Genomic DNA, 23,127 nt, shown 5'->3' with positions numbered 1-23,127 from the left:
CCGCCCCATCTGCGATGGGGTCCGGTGGCCGACGCAAAGGGAGCTGCGGCATTGCCGCAGCTCCCTGGGAAAGCAGTCATATTGTTACAGACGTTCCAATTAGTAGGAAACACCCTGCCAGATCATGGCGTCGGCCACCTTCATAAAGCCGGCGATGTTGGCGCCAGCCACGAAGTTACCGGGCATGCCGTACTCCTCGGCGGCCTTGGCGGAGTTGTGGTAGATGTTGGTCATAATGCCGTGGAGCTTCTGGTCCACTTCCTCAAAGGTCCAGCTCAGACGCATGGAGTTCTGGCTCATCTCCAGACCGGAGGTGGCCACGCCGCCGGCGTTGGCCGCCTTGGCAGGCCCGAACAGCACGCCGTGCTCCTGGAAGTAGGCCACCGCCTCGGGAGTGGAGGGCATGTTGGCGCCCTCGGCCACGGCGAAGCAGCCGTGCTCCACCAGAGCCTTGGCCCCCTCCAGGGGCAGCTCGTTCTGGGTGGCGCAGGGGAGGGCGATATCGCAGGGAACGGTCCAGATGCCCTGGCAGCCCTCGTAATACTTGGCAGTGGGAACGTACTCCAGGTAGGTCTTGATACGCGCCCGCTTGACCTCCTTGATCTCCTGCATCACCTTGTAGTCAATGCCGTTCTCGTCCACAATGTAGCCGTTGGAGTCGCTCATGGCGATGACCTTGCCGCCCAGCTCGGTGGCCTTCTGGTTGGCGTAGATGGCTACGTTGCCAGAGCCGGAGATAACCACGCTCTGCCCCTGGAAGGACTTTCCGGCGGCCTTGAGCATCTCGTCGGTGAAATAGCACAGGCCGTAGCCGGTGGCCTCGGTACGGGCCAGGGAGCCGCCGTAAGTCAGGCCCTTGCCGGTGAGCACGCCGTTGAACTCGTTGCGGATGCGCTTGTACTGGCCGAACATGTAGCCGATTTCCCGGGCGCCCACGCCGATGTCGCCGGCGGGTACATCGGTGTCGGGGCCGATGTGGCGCTGCAGCTCGGTCATAAAGGACTGGCAGAAGCGCATGACCTCATTGTTGCTCTTGCCCTTGGGATCAAAGTCGGCGCCGCCCTTGCCGCCGCCCAGAGGCAGGCTGGTGAGGGAGTTCTTGAACACCTGCTCAAAGCCCAGGAACTTGATGATGGACAGGTTGACGGAGGGGTGGAAGCGCAGGCCGCCCTTGGAGGGGCCGATGGCGGTGGAGAACTGCACCCGATAGCCCCGGTTGACCTGGACCTTGCCGTGGTCGTCCACCCAGGATACCCGGAACAGCAGGCTGCGCTCAGGCTCCACCATCCGCTCGATGATGCCGGTTTTGGCCAAATCGGGCTTCTGGTTGAACACGGGCTGGAGGGTCTCCAGCACCTCACCCACCGCCTGGAGAAACTCCGGCTCATGGGCGTTCTTCTTGCAGACATCCTCATATACGCCCTGGAGATAAGAATTCGTGATCGTAAATGCCATACTGCCAAACCCCTTTGTGTGGCGGCCCTTGTGGACGGACCGGCCGGATTTTGATACACTGAGAGCGGCGCCGCGGTACCCGCTCAAACATGATGGTGTTATTATAATGCGTTGCCCCCGAAAATGCAAGTAAAAATTTTTTAATTGCAAAAAAGCGGGAGGACTTTGTTGAAAACTCGCAAGTATTGCACCAATGGGCGCTTTAGCGTGCAACGGAATGACGGGATGTAACATTTTCCGCGCCGGTGCGTTTATTGGATGAAGGGGGGGAGAGACGTGGAGCCCAATATACTGGAGGAGCTCTACCGCAAGTATGCCGGAGAGCTGTACCTCTACGCCTATTCTCTCTGTCAGGAGCGGACCCAGGCCCAGGATTTGATGAGCGAGGCCTTCTGCCGAGCTCTGCTCTCCCTGGAGGGAGGGGCGGAGGGCTGGAAGGGGTGGCTGTTCAAGGTGTGCCGCAACCTGTGGCTGGACCAGTGCCGCCGCCGCAGGCACTTGGCCGACGAGCCCCCTGACTTGGAAAAAATGGCCGGAGAGGGGGACCTGCTGGAGGACTTGCTCCGGGAGGAGACCCGGCGGGCGGTCTATCAGGCGGTGCAGCAGCTGAGCCCCCTGGACAGGGAAATCATCACGCTCTACTATTACGGCCAGCTCTCCCTGAAAGAGGTGGGGGCGGCCATGGGCATCACCCCCGGCGCGGCCCGGACCATGCTGTGCCGGGCCAGAAAGAAGCTGAAAGGCAGATTGGAGGGAATGGTATGACGTTCCGGGAATTGCTGGAGAAATACAAGGACGGCACCGCCACTCAGGCCGAGCGGGCGCTGGTGGAGGCGGAGCTGGAGAAGAGTGAGGCCATCGCCGACTATCTGGCGGAGGGCCTGGAGGCGCTGGAGGGGGGCGAAGGAGCCCTGTCCACCTCCGGCGCGGAGGTAAAGCAGGTGAAGCGGACCGTGAACCGCCGGCTGCGGCGCACCGCCCTGTGGGCCGCGGCCATCGTGCTTGCGGCGGTGCTGGCGGTGCAGTTTGTGGTCAATCCCCTGGTATCCTCCTTCCATTATCAGCCCAACGCCCAGACCGTGGGCCAGGAGGAGTACAGCGACGCCACCTATGATTTGACCGCTCTGTACAGCCTCTTGATGCCGGGCCAGACGGTGGGGGACGTCCAGGCCCAGTCCCTGGGCTTTGGGAAGTACGCCCTCACCTATAAAACGGAGGACTGGCTGACGGGAGAGCAGAGGCAAATCAGTCGAACCATGGACCCCGGTGAATATGGGAGCGGAGGCTGGATTACGCCCTCTATGCAGAGCGGCTTTGATTTGCTGGTCATGGAGCTTATGGCCGGGGAGGGGAAAAAGTTAAGTGGCAGCGGCTATGGGCAGGAGAAGGTGGACTACCTGCTCCAGCTGCCCGAGACCTCCTACCTGGCGGTGTGGGTCCATTTTCCGGAGCAGCTCAACCCCATCGGCTTTGCTCGGCTGGAGGAGGCCTATTCCGGCTACCGCAGAGAGGGTACCCTCTCCTTCCGGTGGGCTGCCGTGCGGGCGGCGGAGGGAGACCAGCGGCTCATCGGCTACCAGACCCAGGACTGCCCCTACCTGGGAGCCGCGCCGGATACAGAAAAATACCCCATGTTCTCCTATACCCAGATGAGGGAGGAGATGGCGGGGCGCAGCTTCTCTGAGACAGGCAAGGCCCAGTTCGAGGGTGCCGCCGCCAAGGAGCACTTTACCATCCTGCTTGCCTACCTGGCGGAGCGGCCGGAGGCGGTGGAGGCCCTGGCCGGGCCTGCGGACAGCCTGGATTTCGGAGGGGTGCTGGACTATGTGGCGGAAAACGGGGTGGAGATTTACGGCGCTCTGGTGTATGCCCAGCCCTCGGCGCTGCTCCAGATGTGGGAGGACGGCGTGATCGACGGCCTGGCCATTCAGCAGGTGCTGCCCTCCCGCTATTCCGGCAGCACCGATATCCGACAGTAAAAAGTGCTTTGACGAATGCCTTAAACTGTATTATACTAAAGTCAGGACAGGAGGTGTTCTTATGAAGCACATCGTTATCACCATTGGCCGGGAATACGGCTCCGGTGGACGGCTCATTGCCAAACGGCTGTCAGAAAAGATGGGGATCACCTTTTATGACAAGCAACTGATTACCGAGGTGGCAAGAAAAACCGGCTTTTCGGAGAATTTCATCCGGGATACGGAGCATCAGCGGCCCACCAACAGCTTTTTGTATGATCTGTATACCACGGTGGCCACCCCATCGGTGCCGGATCAGGTGTTTATCGCCCAGGCCAAGGTGATTAAGGCCGCCGCCGCCCGGGAATCCTGCGTTATCGTGGGGCGCTGCGCCGACTATATCCTCCGGGAAGAGCCCCACGTGCTCAAGGTGTTTGTCAACGCGCCGCTGGATCAGCGCATCAAACGGGCCAGAGAGGAGTACGGTGTGACGGAGTCCAACCTGGAGAGCTACGTGATCCGGCAGGACAAGGCCAGAGCGTCCTACTACAACTACTTTGCCACCGGCCGCTGGGGACAGAGCAGGGAATACGACCTGTGCGTAAACAGCCGTATCGGCATTGATGTGGCGGTGGATGTCATCCAGGCCGCTGCCCGGGCCATCCTAGGCGAAGAATAAGGGATAAATATAAAACGGACCCGCGGAACAAAGTTCCGCGGGTCCGTTTTATGCCAGTCAGCGCAAGGGCGGCTTACACGCCCAGCTTTTCCGCCACATAGTCGTCTACCTTGGCCAAAGCATCGTCCAGCTTGAGGACATCACTTCCGCCGCCCATGGCGCTGTCCGGCTTGCCGCCGCCCTTGCCGCCGCAGCAGCAGCAGACCTGCTTCACCAGGTCGCCGGCCTTGATGCCGTGGGATACCGCGTCTTTGCCGCAAACGGTGAGGAAGGTGATCTTGCCGTCGCTGACGGCGGAGAGGACGGCCACAATGTTGGGCTGCTTCTCTCGGAGCATATCCCCCATCTGGCGCAGCTTCTGAGCATCGGCATTGGGCAGGGTGGCGGTGAGCACCTTGAGATCTCCCACCGGACGGCAGCCCATCAGGAAGCGCTCGGTCTCCCCCGCGGCCTCCTTGGCCTGGAATTTCTCCACTATGTGGCGCAGCTCCCGCAGCTCAGCCACGGTCTGCTCCGCCTTCTCCCGCAGCTCGCCGGGCTTGGTCTTGAGCACGGCGGCGGCCTCAAACAGCTTCTGCTGGTTTTGGTTCATAATTTTCAGAGACTGAGCACCGGTGGTGGCCTCAATCCGGCGGACGCCGGAGGCCACGGAGAACTCGCTCTCAATGTGGAAGACGCCCACTTTGGCGGTGTTGTCCAGGTGGGTGCCGCCGCAGAACTCCACGGAGTAGCCCTCACCCATATCCACCACCCGGACGGTGTCGCCATACTTCTCGCCGAAGAGGGCAATGGCACCCCGCTGCTTGGCCTCCTCGATGGGCAGCACGTCGGTGTGGATGTCATAGCCCGCCAACACTGCCTCGTTGACCATGGCCGATACCTGGCCCAGCTCTTCGGCAGTCATGGCGGAGAAGTGGGTAAAGTCAAAGCGCAGCTTGTCCTCCTCCACCAGGGAGCCTGCCTGGTGGACGTGATCCCCCAGCACGGTGCGCAGGGCCTTGTCCAGCAGGTGGGTGGCGGAGTGGGCCCGCATGATGGCCCGCCGGCGCTGACTGTCAATCTGCGCCTGGACGGTGTCGCCCACCTTCAAGGACCCTTCCACCATCTTGCCGTAGTGCATATACTTGCCGCCCTTGTTCTTCTGCACGTCGGTGACCTGGAAGCGGCAGCCCTTTTCACCAGAGACGGCAATTTGGCCGTGGTCGGCCACCTGGCCGCCCATCTCGGCATAGAAGGGGGTCTTGTCCAGCACCACAATGCCCTCCACACCGGGCATCAGCGCCTCGGCCTGCTCATTCTCCACCACCAGGGCCACCACGCGGGCGTCGTCGATGGCGGTGCTGCCGTAACCCACAAACTGGGTCTCAGGCACATCCTTGCCGAACTCCACGCCGGCCCAGCCCAAATCACCCAGGGCTTCCCGGGCTTTTCTGGCCCGCTCCTTCTGCTCCTGCATCAGCTGCTGGAAACTCTTCTGGTCCACGCGCATCCCCTGCTCTTCCACCATCTCGATGGTCAGGTCAATGGGGAAACCGTAGGTGTCGTACAGTTTGAAGGCGTCGGTGCCGGAGAAAACCTGCTCTCCCTTGTTCTTGTGACCCGCCAGCATGTCGTTGAAAATTTTCAGACCACCGTCAATGGTGCGGGCAAAGTTCTCCTCCTCGGTACGGATAACCTTGGTGATATAGTCCTGCCGCTCCAGCAGCTCGGGGTAGTGGCCCTCGTTTTCGTGGATGACGGTGTCGCACACCTGGTAAAGGAAGGGGTCGTTAACCCCCAGCAGCTTGCCATGGCGGGCGGCCCGGCGGAGCAGACGGCGCAGCACGTAGCCCCGGCCCTCGTTGGAGGGGAGCACGCCGTCGCAGATCATGAAGGTGGCCGAGCGAATGTGATCGGTAATAACCCGCAGGGACACGTCCTTGGCCTGGCTCTCGCCGTAGTGGGCGTGGGTAATCTCGCTCACCTTGTTGGTGATGTTCATCACTGTGTCCACATCGAACAGGGAGGCCACGTCCTGGCATACGCAGGCCAGCCGCTCCAGACCCATGCCGGTGTCGATGTTCTTCTGCTTGAGCTCGGTGTAGTGGTTCTCCCCGTCGTTGTCAAACTGGGAGAACACCACGTTCCACACCTCGATATACCGGTCGCAGTCGCAGCCCACGGTGCAGCCGGGCTTGCCGCAGCCCCACTGCTCTCCCCGGTCATAGTAGATCTCGGAGCAGGGGCCGCAGGGGCCGGAGCCGTGCTCCCAGAAGTTGTCCTCCTTGCCGAATTTGAAAATCCGGTCGGCGGGGATGCCGATCTCCTCATTCCAGATGCGGAAGGCCTCGTCGTCGGCGGGGGTGGTCTCATTGCCGGCAAATACAGAGGGGTAGAGCCGGTTGGGGTCCAGGCCCACCCACTCCGGGCTGGTCAGAAATTCCCAGGCCCAGTGAATGGCCTCCTTCTTGAAGTAGTCCCCGAAGGAGAAGTTGCCCAGCATCTCAAAATAAGTGCCGTGGCGGGCGGTGTGGCCGATGTTCTCAATATCCCCGGTGCGAATGCACTTCTGACAGGTGGTCACCCGGCGGCGGGGGGGTTCCTGCTCCCCGGTAAAGAAGGGCTTCATAGGGGCCATGCCGCTGTTGATGAGCAGCAGGGAGGCATCGTTCTGGGGGATCAGGGAAAAGCTGGGCAGGCGCAGATGTCCCTTGGTCTCAAAAAAGGACAGGAACATCTCCCGCAGTTCGTTCAGGCCGAATTTCTTGGGCATGTGACTCAATCTCCTCTTTCTGCAAAAAAATAAGCCCCGCCCCCACGTCAGGGGCGGAGCAAGGTTTACTCCACGGTACCACCCTGATCTGCGTCCAAAGGACGCATCTCATTGCATCCGATAACGGGGATGAGGCGTCCCGGTCCTCCCGGGCGGCTGGTGAAGTGGCTTACGGACCCGTATCGCGGAGGGCTTTCACCATCCCCTCTCGCTGGGCGCGCCGTGGTCCGCTGGGCTTCGTCATTGCATTTAACCATGTTATTCTATCACATTTTCCGCCGTTGTCAACCGCCATTTCCGGGGAAACGGGAACCAGACGGTCAGAGAAAGGATTCCAGGCAGTAGAGCAGGTTCCGCTCCGCATCCCAGTAGAAGATGATCTCGCTGTTGTCCGACTTGGAGCCATACCAGCTGGAACAAGCATCATAGTCGGGGCGGTATTCAGCCGGGACCTCGATCTCATCCAGCCAGGTTTCGGCGGCCTGGGTGAGGCTGTCATAGTAGATGGTCTCCCGGTCTACACTGGCCCAGGCAAACATCTGGTCGATGAAGTCCTCGTACTGGTAGGAGAATACATGGTACCGGATGCCGTCCCCGAGAAAACTGGGGCCGGAATCCTTTTCATAATAGGGTGCGGTGCGGGCCAGAAAGGGGATGGAAATGCCCCAGTTCAGGCGGATCGTCAGGGTATAGCTAGACAGCAGCTGCCAGCCGATGAAGCCCACCAGAAGCAGCAGGCACACAAGGCCGGTCAGAAGGATATGCTTTCGTTTCATCAAAAACCTCCGTTTCAGAACCAGGCTTTGTAGGAGAACCAGTGTGTGTCGATCCGCTGGGTCACCCCGCCGTTATCCGTGCCGTCGCTCCAGGTCCATTCGTTCTCGGAGATGGGTACCAGCTCCATGTCCACGTTCTGGTAGGCGGCGGGCTGGCCGCTCTCCGAGTAGTAGAAGCCCCAATAGGCGGCGGAGGGTACCAGTCCGAATCCGCCGGTATAAAACTGCATGATGGGAGATGTACCGGGGTAGATGCCCTCCACCTCGACGCCTTTATACCGCTCCGCCGTTCTGCCCCGGTTCAGGCAGTCGGCTGCGATTTCCTCCAGCTCAGCCTGGTGGGAGAGGACGAACTGCCGGATTCCCGCCTGGCTGGAACGGCTCCCCGTCCACAGGATTATCAGGCATACCAGGAGAAGGATTCCCGCAGCAATTGTGCTCCGTTTTTTCTTCATGGAGAACCTCCTTTACCCGGTGGGGCAGCAGAGACCCCAGAAAGAACAGCAGCGGCGGCAGCAGCCCTGCCAGAAAAATGCACAGATACCAGGTGAGGCCGAAGCTGCTCCAGTCGGTGACATCCACCACCTGATTCAAGGCAATCAGCATCAGGGCGAAAGAGGGGGCAGCCAGGAAATAGGTGGACAGGAGCATATAGATGCCCACCGCGCCCAGAGGCGGGAGATACTGGCCCTTCAAGGTCAGCAGCCACCCCGCCAAAGCCCACCCCCAGGCAAACAGAGCGGGATAGAGCACCGCCTTCATCCCCGCCTTGGGCGAAGGGCGCGCCCAGCCCCGGACAATGGACACCACCCATCCCGCCGGGATGTAGAGGGCCATCATCCACAGACACCCAAGGGGTGTGAGATCAGCATCAAAGAAGTAGGGCAGGCAGAATAACACAGGGGCGCAAATGGCGGTAACCACAAAGTGTCCCGCGGCAAAGCCCCCGAAACGGGAGGCGGGGGAAGGCGTCATGGCGTACCCCTCCTTTCGGGGTCATCCTACCACAGACAACCATGTAAGTCAATATAATTTTATTGAAAAACAACAAATACCCCTCCCGGGACGGGAGGGGCGCAGGAAAATCAGAAGCGGTAAAGATACAGGCAGGACTGGGTGAAGTCCTCCGAGGCATAGCCCCAGATGGCCACCCGATTCTCATCAAACCAGCCCAGGCTGGCCTCATGGAGACCGGCCCCGCTGTCCCGGTCCAGCAGGGTGAAGGCGCCCGCCTCCAAATCCATCACCCCCAGGCTGGAGATGCCCAGCCCGTCGGCTTGGCCGCCGTGGCTGGCAAACAGGACCTTGGTGCCGGTGAAATTGGCGATAAAGGTAGGCGCGTCCCACTGGGCCAGGGAGAAGCCCTCCACAGCGGTGGTTTCTCCGGTGACCAGGTCCAGGACGGATACCGTGCCATCCTCCGCCGCGTAAATGCCCTGTCCGCCGCCGAAGAAGAACTGGAAGCCCCAGGACTGCTCCTCATGCCGCTGATAGACGGGCAGCTCAGAGAAGGTCTGGGTCAGGATGCCGCTGTCTGGCTGCCAGGTCCAGATGTCGCAGCAGTCTCCGTCAGGGCCGGAGAGGGTGAGCAGGATCAGGGTGCTGTCATCGGCAAAGTAGGCGCTGAACACCTCCAGCCCGGTGCGTTCATTGAGGCTGACGGTGGTGTTGGCATCTCGGTCGCAGTAGAACCAGCCCGTCCGGTCGCCGGACAGGATGGCGGCGGACAAATCGTCCGCCCACTGCACCTGGGTGAGAGGGGCGGCCACCTCCCAGCCGGTGCCGTCCAGCAGACCGGTGACTTCCCCGGTGTCCAGGTCCAGCAGCACCGGATAGGCCCGGTAATCAATCTGACTGCCCTGACTCAGGGTGAGGAGCGCCTTGCCGGTGCATCCCACCAGGGCGGAAACCGTGCAGTCATAGTCCAGGGCCATACCGGCGGTGCCGTTGTTATAATAGGAGATTTCTCCCCCGTATTCACACCAGTAGACCGTGTCTGTGTAGGTCACCCCGTCCCACACGGCGGTAAACTCGGTGGTGTGGGTCTCCAGAGGGATGAGCCCGTCTGCCCCGACGGTCCAGTAGTGGAAGGCCAGGATGGAGCCATCGTCGGCCCGCTCGGCCTGGTACAGCACCCCGTTGCCATAGCTCCACCCGAATCCAGCGGGCAGGGAAATGTACTGGGCCTCCACCTGCCGGCCGATGGTGCTCTGGGTCAGCTCCGGCGTCTCCGCCGTGCCGCCGGTGGGGGCGGGTACCTGCTCGGCCTCCTCCAGCCGGAACAGGATGAGTACGGCCGTCCGCAGCTGAGGGCTGGCCGCCATAGCCACCAGGAAGGTGCAGGCCACCGCCGCGGCCGCCGCCAGGGCGGCGAGGCCCGCCCGCCGCTTTCGGGGACGGGAGGCAGGGGCGGGGGCGTCCAGGGTATCCCGAATATGGTCTTTCAGATCAGGGGCGGGCGTCAGACGGTCCAGCGCGCCTTTGTATTCATCCAGATTCATACCAGTTCCTCCATTCCAAGCTCCAGCTTCAGCCGCTCCCGGCCCCGCATCAGCCGCATCTTCACCGCCGAGGGGGACAGGCCCAGAATCTCCGCCGTTTCCGCCACCGAGTACCCCTCGTAGTAGTGGAGGTGGATGGGACCCTTGTAGATTTCCGGCAGGGCCAGGACGGCCTCCAGCACGGCCCGGTCCTCCGGCCGCTCCTCCGGGAACTCCGCCTCCAGCGCCGCCGTCCGTTTTCGCCAAAACCCCTTCAGCTGGTCCTTGCACAAATTGGCCGTCACCTGGAACAGCCACCGTTTTTCGCGCTCCTGGTCGGGGAAAGCCGGGGCCTTCCGCAGCAAGCGGTAAAATACCTCCTGAGTCACGTCCTCCGCGTCAGCCTGACGGCCCAGGTACACCATAGCCAGGCGGTACACCATGGCTCCGTATGTGTCGTAGCTCTGCTCAAAGCGCCGCTTTTGCTCTTCCTCCATCGTTCCCCCCTCCTTTCTCTCATAGAACGATTGGACCTGCGCTGCGGTCACAAAAACGTCCAGGCGAAATTTCGCCTGGACGTCAGGTTGCCGAAAAGGAGGCCCCGCCGTTTTTCGACAGCTTCGTTTTTTTCAGGAATTTTCCCGGCAGGCCCGGAGGATGGACAGGGGGGGTACCGGCCGGGGCAGCTTCATGCGGAACAGCATCTGAGGTGTGCGGGGCTGGGTCAGGGGCAGACCTTCGCCGTCGGCCATCTCGCCGGCGGTAAAGGGTGTGGCGGCCACGCCGGGGCCGATCAGCTCCAGCTCGTCCCCCGCGGAGAACTTGTTCCGCAGGGAGAGGATGGCGTTCCCTTCGCCGTCGCAGGTAGTGACCACCGCCACCACCTGCCACTGGCGGATGTACCGGGCATCGCCGGTGTGCTGGCCCGGCTGGCCGAAATAGAAGCCGGTGGAGTAGGGCCGGTGGCTCACCTTTTCCACCTCTGCCCGCCATACCGCTTCCATAGGCCTGCCTTCCGCCGCCGCGTCAACGGCGTGACGGTAGGCGGCGGTAACAATGGCGGCGTAGTAGGCGCTTTTGGCCCGGCCCTCGATTTTCAGGGAGTCCAGACCGGCCTCCATCAGCTCCGGAATGTGGTCGATCATGCACATGTCTCGGGAGTTGAGGATGAAAGCGCCCCCCTCGTCCTCCCCGATGGGGAAGTACTCCCCGGGGCGCTGCTCCTCCATCAGGGCGTATTTGTACCGGCAGGGCTGGGCGCAGGCCCCCCGGTTGGCATCCCGGCCGGTCATATAGTTGGACAGCAGGCACCGGCCGGAGTAGCTGACGCACATGGCCCCGTGGACAAAGGCCTCAAGCTCCAGCGCTCTGGGGGTTTTGGCCCGCAGCTCGGCAATCTCCGCCAGGGACAGCTCCCGGGCCAGGATCACCCGGCTGGCGCCCAGGTCGTACCAGGCCGCGGCGGTCTGGTAGTTGGAGATACTGGCCTGAGTGGAGATGTGGGCCTTCACCCGGGGCGCGTACCGCTTCAGCAGGGAGAGAACCCCCACGTCCGCCAGGATCACCGCGTCCACCTCCAGGTCCTGGAGGTATTCCAACCACTCCGGCAGCCGGGCCATTTCGTCGTTGCGGGGCATGGTGTTGCACGTGACGTGGATGGCGACCCCCCGGCTGTGACACAGCGCCACCGCCCGGCGCATCTCCTGGGGGGTGAAGTTGCCGGCAAAGGCCCGCATGCCGAAGTCGGTGCCGGCCAGGTAGACCGCATCTGCCCCATAGGCCAGGGCCATACGCAGCCGCTCCATATCCCCGGCGGGGGAGAGCAGCTCAATCTTATTCCCCATTCTGATACCGCTCCTGTGTGGCAATAAAGCTCTGCTGTTCCCGGTAGGTGGTAAAGAAGGAGTGGGTCCCGTCGTCACCCAGCGCGTAGAAATAGTACTTGGTGGACTCGGGATAGACCGCAGCCTTCAGCGCGTCGGTACCCGGGCTGGCAATGGCTGTGGGAGGCAAACCTGTGTGGGTGCGGGTATTATAGGGGGTGTCGGCGTTCAGGTCTACCTCCGTGCCGCCGGTGGCGTACAGGATGGTGGCATCAATATTCAGGTAGCCCGCCGTCTCGCTGGTGGGGTTCTCCAGACGGTTGTAGATGACCGAGGCGATTTTGCCCTGGTCGGCGCCGTCGGTCTCCTTCTCGATCATGGAGGCGATAATCACCGCCTGGTTGATGGTGTAGCCCGCAGCCTGGATGTCGGCCCGCATCTGGTCGGTGAAAACTTCGTCAAAGCGGAGAATCATCTTGTTGAGTACGGTGACCGGGTCCTCACCCATATAAAATTCATAGGTGTCGGGAAAGAGGTAGCCCTCCAGCCGTTTTACGTCCCCCAGAGGCTGTACCCCCTTGAGGAAGGAGAAGTTGAAGTCATAGTTGGCGGCGGTGTCCTCCAGCTGGGCTACGGTGGACACCCCCTTCTCCTCCAGCAGGGCGAAGATCTGTGCCTCCGTCATGCCCTCGGGGATGGTGACGGTGGTGATCATTCGGTTGGCGGAGGAGGAGCCCATGCTGGAGATCAGAGCCCGGTAGTCCATATCGCTGTTCAGCTCGTAAGTGCCGGGGGTGATTTTGGCGTCCTCTTCCCCGGCCCTGCCGGAGACATGGGTGAGGGAGCAGAAGAGCTGGAAGATAAACTTATACTCAATCAGTCCCTGCTCCTTCAGCTTGTCCGCCACGTCGCTGACGGTATCCCCCTCCACGATTTCCACCGCGGCAACATGCTCCGGCTTGTTGAGGGCCAACACGTCGTTGGCCCACATCCAGCCCACCCCCGCCAGCAGGGCGGAGGCGCCCAGTACAAAGAGCAGATAGATCAGCACACCCCAGGCGCCCAGCCTGCGCCGGCGTTTCCGCCGGGGCGGGGTGCGGGATTCCGAACGGGAGGAGGGAGCCACCCGCTTTCCTCCGCGGCTGCTGTGGGCGGGGCGCTCGTACTGCTCGTCCCCGCGATATTCTTCCTGAGACATCGGTTCAACTCCTAACAGAAAACGGTGGCGGACCTGGAACCGCGTCCGCCGCCTCCGCATAAGATGGGTCAGTCAAAGCAAGTGAGGTGAGATGCAAATGTGTTTCGGCAATAACGGGTGGGGCGGCAACAGCTGCCTGTGGATCATCCTGATCCTCATCATTGTCTGCTGCTGCTGCGGCAACGCCGGCGGCAGCTCCTGCGGCTGCGGCAATTCCTGCGGTTGCGGCGACAGCTGCTGCTGAGCGGCGCTACGTATCCCGGAGGCAAGCGGGGCCACAAGCCCCGCTTTCTCTCTGCCCGGACAGGGACGGGCCGTACAGGCTCCGCTCCGTCACCACCAGATCTACGCCCCGGTCGTGAGATGCCCGGGGAACGCCATCCAACAAGACCAGCTCCCGGCACAAAGCCACGGTTACACCGGAAAAGCCCCCCAGCCACCGGTCATAGTACCCGCCGCCCTGGCCCAGCCGGCCGCCGGCGCGGTCAAAGGCCAGGCCTGGGATCAGGGCCAGGTCAATCTTCCTCGGCTCTACCAGGGGACAGTCCAGGCCCGGCTCCGGAATACCAAAGAGATGATGGGGGATCAGAACCGTGCTTCGCTGAATCAGACGCGTCTCCAGGCTGTTTCCCGGCAGACAGCGGGGCAGACAAACCGCCTTGCCCAGCGCCCACAGGGGTTCCAGCAGCCGGGCGGTGTCCGGCTCTGTTCCCACACCGTAATAGAGCAGCAGCGTCCGGGCCTGGGCTACCTGGGGCAGGGACAAAAACCGGGCCAGCAGCAGCGCGTCACCCGCCTGCCGCTCCGCCGGGGAGAGTCCCCTCAGCCTGGTCCGGAGCCGGGTCCGAAGTGCGGCCTTCTCAGCCGTGATAGTGGACGGCATCCCGCACCTGGGCCGCGGCGGCGGCACCCCTGAGGATCTCCACCAGTTTCAGGCCAAAGGGGAAGGCGGAGCCGGCGGCTTCGCTGGTGACAATGTGACCGTCCACCACTACGGGACAGCCCTTCTGTACCACCGCGGAGCCCATCAGATCCTCCATGCCGGGATAGCACACCGCGTTGCGCCGGTCCAGCAGGCCCAAATTGGCCAGAATGGTGGGGGCGGCACAGATGGCGGCCAGCCAGCGGCCGTGGTCGTAGCAGTACTGAATCAGCGCCTGAGCCCGCAGGTCGGAGCTGATGGCCTCCACGCCACCCAGACCGCCGGGGAGCATCAGCATTTCCACGCTGTCCCGGTCCAGCTCCGCCAGGGTCAAATCGGCGGTGACGGTGATGTTGTGGCTGCTCGTCACCTGAGGGCCGGTCACCCCCACCAGAGCCACCTCCATCCCGGCCCGGCGAAGCAGGTCGGCGGGTACGATGGCCTCGGACTCCTCAAAGCCGGTTCCCAATAAGATCGCTACCATGATAAACAGCACCTTTCATTTTTTCAAGGTTTGGAGCAACAGCGTCCAGATTTGTCGGTGAATATCCTCCGGGCTGCGCAGCTCTCCGGTTTCCCCCACGCAGGAGATACGCGTCCAGCCCAGCGCCTCCGCCGCCCGGAGGGCGGTGCGGCGGCACAGGGAGAGATAGTCTGTGTCCACCTCATGGATATCCCCTTTGGTGTGGGTGGCCGCTTCCCGGCTGCGGAGCAGCGCCACCGCCCGTTCTGTGGGCATGTCCAGATAAAAGACCTGGTCGGGCAGGGGCAGCCCCAGCTTGCCGCACTCGAACTCAAACAGCCAGCGGAAAAAATTCTCCCACTCTCCCTCCGGCAACTTGCAGGCCTGGTGGACGGCATTGGAGGTGGTGTACCGGTCGGCCAGTACCAGTCCGCCGTTCCGGTAGTAGTCCCCCCATACTTTTGTCCAGGAGGCGTACCGGTCCACCGCGTAAAATGTGGAGGCGGCATAGGGGTTTACATCCGAAGGGTGGGAGCCGAATTCCCCGTTCAGGTACATCCGCAGCAGGGCGGAGGAGGGCTCCTGATACTGGGGGAAGACCAGCTTCCGGAAGGCGATCCCCGCCTCCTCCAGCCGCCGGCACAGCAGCTGGAACTGGGTGGACTTGCCCGAGCCGTCGGTTCCCTCCAGCACAATCAGCTTTCCCGCCATGTTATTTGCCCCCCATCCGCTCACCCAGGGCATATGCCAGCACCAGGGGCAGCCTGGCCATCCGGCCCGCCCGCTTTGGTTCCTTCATCAGCCGGTACAGCCACTCCAGCCCCAGCTTCTGAAAGCCAGCCGGCGCCCGGTCCACCACCCCGGCAAATACGTCCAGAGAGCCGCCCAGGCCCACCATCAGATGGGCGCCGGTGGCGGGGCCGTTTTTGGCCATCCAGAACTCCTGCTTGGGGGCGCCCAGGCAGACAAACACCACGTCGGCGGCGGCGGCCCGAATGGCCTCCACCACCGGCGCGTCCTCCTTAAAATATCCGTCATGGGTGCCGCAGACGATAAGGTTGGGCTGGCTGGCCTTCAACCGGGCGGCAGCCAGCTCTGCCACGCCGGGTTTGGCCCCCAGCAGAAACAGACGCTTTCCATGGGCGGCCATCCAGGAGACGAGCCGTTGGGCAAATTCAATGCCGGGGACCCGCCCCTTCAGCGGACGGCCCAGAATTTTGGCGGAGTATACAATCCCCACTCCGTCGGCCAGCACCAGGTCGGCCCCCAGCAGGACCTGGCGGAACGCCGGGTCCTTCCGAGCGGCCAGAATGAATTCCGGATTGGGAGTCACCGCATAGTGAAATCCCTCCGCCTCCGTCAGGGCGGCCCCTGCCGTGCTGGCCTCCGCCAGGGTCAGGTCGTCAAACCCCACGCCCAATATGTCTGTCCTCAAAATCACAGCCTCCGATTGGTTCATGTGAATAATTTCAAGCCATTTTACCATACTCCCTTTCAAAAGTCTATGCGGAAAACCGAAGAAAGGGGGCGGCGGATTGTTAAGATTCTGTGAAGATCACCGTTGACAACGGCAAAAAATGTGACTATAATTAAACGCAACGCATCGCTTTAGCCGTTAAAATTGCTAAAGAGCGGTAGGAATTGGAGGAACTTGACCATGAACAAGCACAGTAAGCTGGCCGCTCTGGCACTGAGCGGCTTGATGGTATGGACCCTGGCCGCCTGCGGCAGCCAGGGGAGCGCGGAGACCCCCGAAAACGAACCCGGCGGCACCACCCCTGTCGAGGGTACCGCCTCCTACACCGTGGGCATCTGCCAGCAGATGACCCATGACGCCCTGGACGCCGCCACTCAGGGCTTCAAGGACGCCCTGAACGAGCTGCTGCCCAATCAGGTGGAGTTCAAGGAGCAGGACGCCGGTGGAGAGTATGCCAACTGCGGCACCATTATGGACGGCTTTGTGGCCGAGAATGTGGATCTGATCCTGGCCAACGCCACCTATCCCCTCCAGGCCGCCGCCTCCGCCACCGCCGAGATTCCCATTCTGGGTACCTCGGTGACCGACTACGCCACCGCCCTCAACATTGCCGACTGGACGGGGACCGTGGGGGGCAACATCTCCGGCACCTCCGACCTGGCGCCCCTGGACCAGCAGGCCGCCATGCTCCAGGAGCTGTTCCCCGATGCCCAGAACGTGGGCCTGCTCTACTGCTCCGGTGAGCCCAACTCGGTTTATCAGGTGGAGACCATTCAGGGTTATCTGGAGAAAATGGGCTATACCTGCACCCAGTATGCCTTTACGGATGTAAACGATCTGTCCTCTGTGACGCAGAGTGCCTGCGACGGTTCCGACGTGATCTACATTCCCACCGACAACACCGCCGCCGCAAATACCGAGACCATTGCCAACGTGGTTATCCCCGCGGGGGTGCCGGTAATTGCCGGTGAGTCCGGCATCTGCTCCGGCTGCGGCGTGGCCACCCTGTCCATCAGCTATTACGACATCGGCTACACCACCGGCCAGATGGCCGCTCAGATTCTCACCGGGGAAGCGGACATTTCCACCATGCCGGTGGAGTATGCGCCCAACGTGACCAAGATGTACAACGCGTCCAACTGCGAGACCCTGGGACTGACCATGCCGGAGGACTACGAGCCCATCGCCTGAGCGAATTATATAAAAGGGGCGGAGAAGGGACTTCCCTTCTCCGCTCTTTACTGATATAATATTTAAGATTTCAAACTTTTGGAGGCGAATCCATGGACGTCCTACTCGCGTTTTTCAACTCCCTGCCCGGCGCCTTCGGACAGGGATTGGCCTGGGGCATCATGGCCATTGGGGTGTATATCACCTTCCGCATTCTGGACATCGCCGATCTGACGGTGGACGGCTCTCTGGCCACCGGCGGCGCGGTGGCGGCTCTGTGCATCACCCTGGGCTGGAACCCCTGGCTGGCCCTGCTGATGGCGGTGGCGGCGGGCATGCTGGCCGGCCTGATCACAGGTCTGCTCCACACCGCCTGCGGTATACCTGCCATTCTGGCTGGGATTCTCACCCAGCTGGCCCTGTATTCCATCAATCTGCGGATTATGGCCGTGGGGGACGGCAACGCCAAGACCAAGGCCACCCTGGCCCTCAGTGTGGACCGGCAGGAGCTGCTGGTGTCCTCCCGGTATGTGCGGGAGCTGGGCCTGAACAACCCCCTGCTTCTGCTTGCCGTCTTCGCAGTGGTGGTGATCGCCCTGCTCTACTGGTTTTTCGGCACCGAGCTGGGCTCCGCCCTCCGGGCTACCGGGGCCAACCAGAGCATGGCCCGGGCGCAGGGAATCAACACCAGCTGGTGCAAGGTGCTGGGCCTGGTGGTGTCCAACGGCCTTGTAGCGCTGTCCGGCGGCCTGCTGGCCCAGTATCAGGGCAGCTCCACGGTGGATATGGGCCGGGGAGCCATCGTTATCGGTCTGGCCGCCGTCATCATCGGCGAGGTGCTGCTGGGCAAGGTGTTCCAGAACTTTGCCCTCAAGCTGCTCTCCGCCATCATCGGGTCCATCATCTATTATATCGTGCTTCAGTTTGTGCTCCGGCTGGGTCTGGAGTCCACGGATCTGAAGCTGCTCACCGCCCTGGTAGTGGCCCTTTTCCTCACCATTCCCTACTGGAAGGGACGCTACTTTACCAAGGCGGTACGGAAGGAGGTGGGCCGGAATGCTTGAGGTACGGGAACTCTACAAGACCTTCAACGCCGGCACCATCAACGAGAAGCGGGCCATGAACGGCGTATCTCTCACCCTGAACGACGGGGACTTCGTCACCGTCATCGGCGGCAACGGGGCGGGCAAGTCCACCCTGCTCAACCTGGTGGCGGGGGTGTTCCCGGCGGACAGCGGCACCATCTCCATTGACGGACAGGACGTGACCCGTCTGCCGGAGCACAGGCGGGCCAAGTTCATCGGCCGGGTGTTCCAGGACCCCATGATGGGGACTGCGGCCACCATGCAGATTGAGGAGAACCTGGCCCTGGCCGCCCGCCGTGGACAGGGCCGTACCCTCCGGGCGGGCATTACCAAGACCGAGCGGGAGGAGTACCGGGAGCTGCTGAAAATTCTGGACTTGGGCCTGGAGGACCGGCTGACCAGCAAGGTGGGTCTGCTCTCCGGCGGTCAGCGGCAGGCCCTGACCCTGCTGATGGCCACGCTGAAAAAGCCCAAGCTGCTGCTGCTGGACGAACACACCGCAGCCCTGGACCCCAAGACGGCGGCCAAGGTGCTGGATACCACGGAAAAAATTGTGCAGCGGGACAAGCTCACCACCCTGATGATCACCCACAACATGCGGGACGCCATTGCCCACGGCAACCGGTTGATTATGATGTATGAGGGCCGGGTGGTGGTGGATGTATCCGGCGAGGCCAAGCAGAAGCTGACGGTGGAGCAGCTGCTGGAGCTGTTCAGCAAAGCCAGCGGTTCTGACGAGGCGGACGACAAGCTGCTGTTAGGCTGAGGCGCTGGCTTTGGAACCCACCGCAGACGGGACAGCGGCCGCGCCGTACAGGAGTTTTACAGAGTAAAAATCATGGCGGGATGCACAGAGGCATCCCGCCATGATTTTTTAGATTCTGGGGAAAATCAGCTTTTGTCCAAGGGGGATACCACGGTGCGGAACGTGTGACGGAGGAAAAGTATGCTCAGGCAGACAGCGGCGGCATCTGAAAGGGGAAAAGCCAGCCAAACCAGATCCAGGTTCCTGCTGAGAGAGAGAAGAAAGGCGGCTGGCAGCAGGACCACCAGTTGGCGGACGATGGAGACAATCATGCTCAGCACGCCGTTGCCCAGGGCCTGGAAGGAGGAGGCGGCAATAACGTTGAAGCCGGCAAACACAAAACACAGGCTGATGATCCGCAGGGCGGGAATGCCGATACGCAGCATATCCGCCGAGGCCTCAAAGATATCCAGAATAGCGGCGGGGAAAAGCTGGATAATGGCCAGACCCACCAGCATGATTCCGATTGCCAGCAATACGCCGAAGCGGATGGCTTCCACCAGGCGCTCTTTTTTCCGGGCGCCGTAGTTGTAGGAGATGATGGGGACCAGTCCATTGTTCAGACCGAACACCGGCATGAATACAAAGCTCTGGAGCTTGAAATAGACATTGTAGACCGCCACCGCCGTGGAAGAGAAGGAGATGAGAATCAGATTCATTCCAAGGGTCATGATGGAGCTGATGGAGTTGAGCACAATGGTGGGGACACCCACGGCGTAAATCTGCCGGATGATCCACCTGCTGGGCCGGAAGCGCTTCAGAGAGAGCTGAATGTCATGATTACAAGCAGCGTTGAAAACGATTGCCAGCAGGGCGGCCACAATCTGGCCCAGTACGGTGGCGGCGGCGGCGCCCGCCACCTCCATCCGGGGGAAGGGACCCAGCCCGAAAATAAGAACCGGGTCCATGATGATATTGATGACCGCCCCCACGCTCTGGGTAATCATGGTATAGAAAGTGCGGCCGGTGGACTGGAGCAGCCGCTCAAACATGACCTCCAGGAAGAGGCCGAAAGACAGGCCTCCGCATATGCGCAGATAGTCCGTACCCTGCTGAATGATCTCCGGCGTGGCCTTCTGAAGCACAAAGAAGGACCGGGAAAACAACAGTGCGGCAGCCATAAACGCAGCTGCGCTGACGACAGCCAGCAGGACACCGTTTTCCGCTGTTTGGTTGGCGACCTCCTGCTCTTTGGCGCCCAGGCTGCGGGAAAGCAGAGCGTTGACGCCCACGCCTGTACCTACAGCAACGGAAATCATCAGGTTTTGGAAGGGAAAGGCCATGCCCACCGCCGTCAGGGCGTCCTCACTGATCTTGGCCACAAAATAGCTGTCCACTACATTGTAGAGGGCCTGCACCAGCATGGAGACCATCATGGGCAGCGACATGGAGAGGACCAGCTGCTTGATGGGCATAACCCCCATTTTGTTCTCGCTTGGTTGTGACATGGTTTGCCTCCTGCCGAAAATAGACCGCAGCGGCAGGCTGCGGTCAAAACCCATCAGATTTGCTTTGATTCTTCATTATATCGGAAATAAAAAAGTTCGTCAACCTCTTTTCAAAAGAAGGGGGAGAATTCTTTTCCCGCACGGCCGGACGGGAACAGCCATAGAATGAGGTGCGGAAACGAAGCCTTCCCATACCTTTGACAAGGAGATGGATTTGATATGAACCATGGTTTTCTCAACACCCTCGGGGTGGGGGAGAGCGGTGTGGTGGCCGGCGTGGAGGCGGAATGCGCCATGCGCCGGCGGCTGTTTGATTTGGGTCTGATCCCCGGTACCACCGTCACCTGCACGGCGGTCAGTCCCGCCGGAGATCCGGCGGCCTACCTGATTCGGGGGGCGGTTATTGCCATCCGGGGCAGGGACGCGGCGGGTGTGCGGCTGGGAGGCGGGCCGTGGGATTAGACCGGACCCGGGTGGTGGCCCTGGCGGGCAACCCCAACGTGGGCAAGTCCACCCTGTTCAACGCGCTTACCGGCCTGCGCCAGCACACCGGAAACTGGCCGGGCAAGACGGTGACCACCGCCCAGGGCCGGTGCCGGCACGGGGCGTGGGACTATGTGCTGGTGGATCTGCCCGGTACTTATTCCCTGATGGCCCGCTCCGCCGAGGAGGCGGCCGCCCGGGACTTCTTCTGCTTCGGCGGCGCTCACGGGGCGGTGGTGGTGTGCGATGCCACCTGCCTGGAGCGCAACCTGAATCTGGTCCTCCAGGTGCTGGAGCTCCAAAATCGCACCGTGGTGTGTGTCAACCTGCTGGACGAGGCGGCGCGCAAGGGCATCCAGGTGGATCTGCCCGCCCTGTCCCGCCGGCTGGGGGTGCCGGTGGTGGGAACCTGCGCCGGACGGGAAGAGGGACTGGAGGAGCTGCTGGACCGGGTGGAGGAGACGCTGGACCGGGAACAGCCGCCCGCGCCCCTGACGGTACGCTATCCCCCGCCGGTGGAATTTGCCGCGGCGGAGCTGGTCCCTCTGCTGGAGCGGAAGCTGAAAGGGCGTTTGCCCGCCCGCTGGACCGCCCTGCGGCTGCTGGAGGGAGACCCCGGCCTGCTGGACGCCCTGTCCGCCGCCCTGGACTGGGACCCCAGGACGGACGGGCCGGTATGGGCGCAGGTGGAGCGCGCCCGGGCGCAGCTGGCCCACGCCGGCCTGGACCCGGCGGAGCTTAACGGCGTGCTGGTGGCCGCCCTGCTGGATGCGGCCCGGGCGGCGGCCCGGGAGGCGGTTACCGTCCGCCGCAGCCCGGCAGAGGACCGGGACCGGCGGCTGGACCGGCTCCTCACCCGGCGGTACACCGCCATACCTCTGATGCTCCTGCTGCTGGCGGGGGTGCTGTGGCTCACCATTCAAGGGGCCAACTACCCCTCCGCGCTGCTGTCCCGGGCTTTGTTTTGGTTCCAGGACCGGCTGAGCCAGCTGTTCTTCTGGCTGGGTGCGCCGGAATGGCTTCACGGCGCCCTGGTGCTGGGAGTCTACCGGGTGCTGGCCTGGGTGGTGAGCGTGATGCTGCCCCCCATGGCCATTTTCTTCCCCCTGTTTACTCTGTTGGAGGACTTCGGATACCTGCCCCGAGTGGCCTTCCTGCTGGATCATGCCTTTCAGAAAGCCAGGGCCTGCGGCAAACAGGCTCTGACCATGTGCATGGGCTTTGGCTGCAACGCCGCCGGGGTGGTGGGCTGCCGGATTATCGACTCCCCCAGAGAGCGGCTTATCGCCATGCTTACCAACAGCTTTGTCCCCTGCAACGGCCGCTTTCCCACCCTCATTGCCGTCATCACCATGTTTTTTGTGGGGGCGGGGGAGGGGATGTGGGCGGGTATGGCCGCTGCCCTGCTGCTCACCGGGGTGATTTTGCTGGGTGTGCTGGCCACCTTCCTGGTCTCCCGGCTGCTCTCCGCCACGGTGCTGAAGGGCGTCCCCTCCTCCTTTACTCTGGAGCTGCCCCCCTACCGCAGGCCCAGAGTGGGGCAGGTACTGGTCCGCTCCATCCTGGACCGCACCATCTTTGTACTGGGCCGGGCGGCGGCGGTGGCCGCGCCAGCGGGGCTGATCATCTGGCTGTGCGCCAATGTCCAGGTGGGTGACGCCACGCTGCTGGTCCGGATTACCGGCCTGCTGGACCCGTTGGGCCGGCTGTTGGGACTGGACGGGGTGATTTTGACTGCCTTTCTTCTGGGCTTTCCCGCCAACGAGATTGTCATCCCCATTGCCCTGATGGCCTATCTCTCCACCGGAACCATTCAGGAGATGGAGGGGCTGGGTGCGCTCCACCAGCTGCTGGTGGAACACGGCTGGACCTGGCTGACGGCGGTGTGTACGCTGCTCTTTTCCCTGTTTCACTGGCCCTGCTCCACCACCTGTCTGTCCATTGCCCGGGAGAGCGGCAGCCCGAAATGGACCCTGCTGGCCGTCGTCCTGCCCACCGGGGTGGGGATGCTCCTGTGTTTCTCCGTGGCCGCTGTGGCCCGGCTGCTGGGCCTGGCGTGAGCCTGAAAAAAACAGACGGAGCCTGCCGCGTGGTGCGCGGCAGGCTCCGCCATGTGAAGGGGAGGACTGGGAAAATCTTAAGTTAAATAAAGA

23 protein-coding genes are annotated in these 23,127 nt (G+C 62.3%); 9 read left to right on the top strand and 14 right to left on the bottom strand.

The features are described 5' to 3' along the window. Positions 1-99: 99 nt before the first annotated feature. On the bottom strand, positions 100-1,455 hold the full coding sequence (gene gdhA / locus Q0J74_RS04215; protein ID WP_297211071.1) for an NADP-specific glutamate dehydrogenase: 1,356 nt from the start codon (positions 1,453-1,455) through the stop codon (positions 100-102). Between the two features lie 276 nt (positions 1,456-1,731). Between gdhA and Q0J74_RS04210 the strand changes: the two genes are divergently transcribed. From Q0J74_RS04210 to Q0J74_RS04200, 3 genes are all read left to right on the top strand, one after another. After that, a complete protein-coding gene (locus Q0J74_RS04210; RefSeq protein WP_297211068.1) occupies positions 1,732-2,220 on the top strand; it encodes an RNA polymerase sigma factor in 489 nt (162 codons plus the stop codon). Further along, positions 2,217-3,434, top strand: a complete 1,218-nt coding sequence (locus tag Q0J74_RS04205) for an anti sigma factor C-terminal domain-containing protein (protein ID WP_297211065.1) — start codon at positions 2,217-2,219, stop codon at positions 3,432-3,434. The genes Q0J74_RS04210 and Q0J74_RS04205 overlap by 4 nt, the downstream gene beginning before the upstream one ends. 61 nt (positions 3,435-3,495) lie before the next feature. Next, the gene (locus Q0J74_RS04200) at positions 3,496-4,092 is read left to right on the top strand and encodes an AAA family ATPase (protein WP_297211061.1); all 597 of its coding nucleotides are present in this window, start codon (positions 3,496-3,498) and stop codon (positions 4,090-4,092) included. A gap of 73 nt (positions 4,093-4,165) precedes the next feature. On the opposite strand, the gene alaS is transcribed toward Q0J74_RS04200, so the two are convergent. The 8 genes from alaS to mltG all read right to left on the bottom strand — a co-directional run bounded on the left by alaS (position 4,166) and on the right by mltG (position 13,121). Beyond that, entirely contained in the window at positions 4,166-6,844 is a 2,679-nt protein-coding gene (gene alaS / locus Q0J74_RS04195; RefSeq protein ID WP_297211058.1) for an alanine--tRNA ligase, read from the bottom strand. 320 nt (positions 6,845-7,164) lie between these two features. Beyond that, complete coding sequence (locus Q0J74_RS04190) at positions 7,165-7,620, bottom strand: hypothetical protein (protein ID WP_297211055.1); 456 nt, start codon at positions 7,618-7,620, stop codon at positions 7,165-7,167. A gap of 14 nt (positions 7,621-7,634) precedes the next feature. Continuing rightward, a complete protein-coding gene (locus Q0J74_RS04185) occupies positions 7,635-7,883 on the bottom strand; it encodes a hypothetical protein (protein WP_297211052.1) in 249 nt (82 codons plus the stop codon). Positions 7,884-7,950: 67 nt separating this feature from the next. After that, positions 7,951-8,595 (bottom strand): hypothetical protein, encoded by a 645-nt coding sequence (locus Q0J74_RS04180; protein ID WP_297211049.1) that lies wholly within the window; start codon positions 8,593-8,595, stop codon positions 7,951-7,953. 110 nt (positions 8,596-8,705) lie between these two features. Continuing rightward, positions 8,706-10,121 (bottom strand): hypothetical protein, encoded by a 1,416-nt coding sequence (locus Q0J74_RS04175; RefSeq protein ID WP_297211046.1) that lies wholly within the window; start codon positions 10,119-10,121, stop codon positions 8,706-8,708. Beyond that, entirely contained in the window at positions 10,118-10,597 is a 480-nt protein-coding gene (locus Q0J74_RS04170) for an RNA polymerase sigma factor (protein WP_297211043.1), read from the bottom strand. Before Q0J74_RS04170 ends, Q0J74_RS04175 begins: the two co-directional genes overlap by 4 nt. 132 nt (positions 10,598-10,729) lie before the next feature. Continuing rightward, the gene (locus Q0J74_RS04165) at positions 10,730-11,944 is read right to left on the bottom strand and encodes a peptidase U32 family protein (protein WP_297211040.1); all 1,215 of its coding nucleotides are present in this window, start codon (positions 11,942-11,944) and stop codon (positions 10,730-10,732) included. Then, the gene (mltG, locus tag Q0J74_RS04160) at positions 11,934-13,121 is read right to left on the bottom strand and encodes an endolytic transglycosylase MltG (protein ID WP_297211037.1); all 1,188 of its coding nucleotides are present in this window, start codon (positions 13,119-13,121) and stop codon (positions 11,934-11,936) included. Before mltG ends, Q0J74_RS04165 begins: the two co-directional genes overlap by 11 nt. Before the next feature lie 97 nt (positions 13,122-13,218). On the opposite strand from mltG, the gene Q0J74_RS04155 reads away from it, so the two are divergent. Then, positions 13,219-13,365: a hypothetical protein gene (locus Q0J74_RS04155; RefSeq protein WP_297211035.1), complete on the top strand. Its 147-nt coding sequence runs from the start codon at positions 13,219-13,221 to the stop codon at positions 13,363-13,365. Positions 13,366-13,371: 6 nt separating this feature from the next. On the opposite strand, the gene Q0J74_RS04150 is transcribed toward Q0J74_RS04155, so the two are convergent. From Q0J74_RS04150 to Q0J74_RS04135, 4 genes are read right to left on the bottom strand one after another with little or no spacing between them, the layout of a single operon-like run. Next, positions 13,372-14,004 (bottom strand): 5-formyltetrahydrofolate cyclo-ligase, encoded by a 633-nt coding sequence (locus Q0J74_RS04150; RefSeq protein WP_297211032.1) that lies wholly within the window; start codon positions 14,002-14,004, stop codon positions 13,372-13,374. After that, positions 13,982-14,527, bottom strand: a complete 546-nt coding sequence (locus Q0J74_RS04145) for a DJ-1 family glyoxalase III (protein WP_297211029.1) — start codon at positions 14,525-14,527, stop codon at positions 13,982-13,984. Before Q0J74_RS04145 ends, Q0J74_RS04150 begins: the two co-directional genes overlap by 23 nt. 15 nt (positions 14,528-14,542) lie before the next feature. Next, a complete protein-coding gene (locus tag Q0J74_RS04140) occupies positions 14,543-15,217 on the bottom strand; it encodes a dTMP kinase (RefSeq protein ID WP_297211027.1) in 675 nt (224 codons plus the stop codon). Between the two features lies 1 nt (position 15,218). Continuing rightward, positions 15,219-15,941: a WecB/TagA/CpsF family glycosyltransferase gene (locus tag Q0J74_RS04135; RefSeq protein WP_297211024.1), complete on the bottom strand. Its 723-nt coding sequence runs from the start codon at positions 15,939-15,941 to the stop codon at positions 15,219-15,221. Between the two features lie 222 nt (positions 15,942-16,163). Between Q0J74_RS04135 and Q0J74_RS04130 the strand changes: the two genes are divergently transcribed. The 3 genes from Q0J74_RS04130 to Q0J74_RS04120 all read left to right on the top strand — a co-directional run bounded on the left by Q0J74_RS04130 (position 16,164) and on the right by Q0J74_RS04120 (position 19,004). Continuing rightward, positions 16,164-17,174 carry an ABC transporter substrate-binding protein gene (locus Q0J74_RS04130; RefSeq protein ID WP_297211021.1) on the top strand — a complete coding sequence of 337 codons (1,011 nt, stop codon included), beginning with the start codon at positions 16,164-16,166 and terminating at the stop codon, positions 17,172-17,174. Between the two features lie 92 nt (positions 17,175-17,266). Continuing rightward, positions 17,267-18,217 carry an ABC transporter permease gene (locus Q0J74_RS04125; RefSeq protein WP_297211018.1) on the top strand — a complete coding sequence of 317 codons (951 nt, stop codon included), beginning with the start codon at positions 17,267-17,269 and terminating at the stop codon, positions 18,215-18,217. Further along, a complete protein-coding gene (locus Q0J74_RS04120; protein ID WP_297211015.1) occupies positions 18,210-19,004 on the top strand; it encodes an ABC transporter ATP-binding protein in 795 nt (264 codons plus the stop codon). Before Q0J74_RS04125 ends, Q0J74_RS04120 begins: the two co-directional genes overlap by 8 nt. Before the next feature lie 125 nt (positions 19,005-19,129). Here the strand turns inward: Q0J74_RS04120 and Q0J74_RS04115 are convergent, their stop codons facing one another. Next, entirely contained in the window at positions 19,130-20,491 is a 1,362-nt protein-coding gene (locus tag Q0J74_RS04115) for an MATE family efflux transporter (protein WP_297211011.1), read from the bottom strand. Between the two features lie 219 nt (positions 20,492-20,710). Between Q0J74_RS04115 and Q0J74_RS04110 the strand changes: the two genes are divergently transcribed. Together Q0J74_RS04110 and feoB are read left to right on the top strand one after the other, a co-directional pair. Next, positions 20,711-20,953 carry a FeoA family protein gene (locus Q0J74_RS04110; protein ID WP_297211009.1) on the top strand — a complete coding sequence of 81 codons (243 nt, stop codon included), beginning with the start codon at positions 20,711-20,713 and terminating at the stop codon, positions 20,951-20,953. Continuing rightward, the gene (feoB, locus tag Q0J74_RS04105) at positions 20,944-23,034 is read left to right on the top strand and encodes a ferrous iron transport protein B (RefSeq protein ID WP_297211006.1); all 2,091 of its coding nucleotides are present in this window, start codon (positions 20,944-20,946) and stop codon (positions 23,032-23,034) included. The genes Q0J74_RS04110 and feoB overlap by 10 nt, the downstream gene beginning before the upstream one ends. Positions 23,035-23,127 lie beyond the last annotated feature (93 nt).

The sequence above is a fragment of the uncultured Flavonifractor sp. genome (assembly GCF_944387675.1).
Lineage (GTDB): Bacteria > Bacillota > Clostridia > Oscillospirales > Oscillospiraceae > Flavonifractor.
The sequence above is the reverse complement of the archived record's forward strand: the minus strand, read 5'-3'. Positions and strand labels throughout refer to the sequence as shown.

Excerpts from the sequence above, each read along its gene's own strand:
- Q0J74_RS04125 (WP_297211018.1), top strand. The coding sequence starts at position 17,267 with ATGGACGTCCTACTCGCGTTTTTCAACTCCCTGCCCGGCGCCTTCGGA.
- alaS (WP_297211058.1), bottom strand. The coding sequence starts at position 6,844 with ATGCCCAAGAAATTCGGCCTGAACGAACTGCGGGAGATGTTCCTGTCC.
- Q0J74_RS04155 (WP_297211035.1), top strand. The coding sequence starts at position 13,219 with ATGTGTTTCGGCAATAACGGGTGGGGCGGCAACAGCTGCCTGTGGATC.
- Q0J74_RS04145 (WP_297211029.1), bottom strand. The coding sequence starts at position 14,527 with ATGGTAGCGATCTTATTGGGAACCGGCTTTGAGGAGTCCGAGGCCATC.
- Q0J74_RS04180 (WP_297211049.1), bottom strand. The coding sequence starts at position 8,595 with ATGACGCCTTCCCCCGCCTCCCGTTTCGGGGGCTTTGCCGCGGGACAC.
- Q0J74_RS04205 (WP_297211065.1), top strand. The coding sequence starts at position 2,217 with ATGACGTTCCGGGAATTGCTGGAGAAATACAAGGACGGCACCGCCACT.
- Q0J74_RS04170 (WP_297211043.1), bottom strand. The coding sequence starts at position 10,597 with ATGGAGGAAGAGCAAAAGCGGCGCTTTGAGCAGAGCTACGACACATAC.
- Q0J74_RS04165 (WP_297211040.1), bottom strand. The coding sequence starts at position 11,944 with ATGGGGAATAAGATTGAGCTGCTCTCCCCCGCCGGGGATATGGAGCGG.
- Q0J74_RS04115 (WP_297211011.1), bottom strand. The coding sequence starts at position 20,491 with ATGTCACAACCAAGCGAGAACAAAATGGGGGTTATGCCCATCAAGCAG.
- Q0J74_RS04150 (WP_297211032.1), bottom strand. The coding sequence starts at position 14,004 with ATGCCGTCCACTATCACGGCTGAGAAGGCCGCACTTCGGACCCGGCTC.
- Q0J74_RS04200 (WP_297211061.1), top strand. The coding sequence starts at position 3,496 with ATGAAGCACATCGTTATCACCATTGGCCGGGAATACGGCTCCGGTGGA.
- Q0J74_RS04120 (WP_297211015.1), top strand. The coding sequence starts at position 18,210 with ATGCTTGAGGTACGGGAACTCTACAAGACCTTCAACGCCGGCACCATC.
- gdhA (WP_297211071.1), bottom strand. The coding sequence starts at position 1,455 with ATGGCATTTACGATCACGAATTCTTATCTCCAGGGCGTATATGAGGAT.
- Q0J74_RS04110 (WP_297211009.1), top strand. The coding sequence starts at position 20,711 with ATGAACCATGGTTTTCTCAACACCCTCGGGGTGGGGGAGAGCGGTGTG.
- Q0J74_RS04175 (WP_297211046.1), bottom strand. The coding sequence starts at position 10,121 with ATGAATCTGGATGAATACAAAGGCGCGCTGGACCGTCTGACGCCCGCC.
- Q0J74_RS04140 (WP_297211027.1), bottom strand. The coding sequence starts at position 15,217 with ATGGCGGGAAAGCTGATTGTGCTGGAGGGAACCGACGGCTCGGGCAAG.
- Q0J74_RS04190 (WP_297211055.1), bottom strand. The coding sequence starts at position 7,620 with ATGAAACGAAAGCATATCCTTCTGACCGGCCTTGTGTGCCTGCTGCTT.
- Q0J74_RS04130 (WP_297211021.1), top strand. The coding sequence starts at position 16,164 with ATGAACAAGCACAGTAAGCTGGCCGCTCTGGCACTGAGCGGCTTGATG.
- mltG (WP_297211037.1), bottom strand. The coding sequence starts at position 13,121 with ATGTCTCAGGAAGAATATCGCGGGGACGAGCAGTACGAGCGCCCCGCC.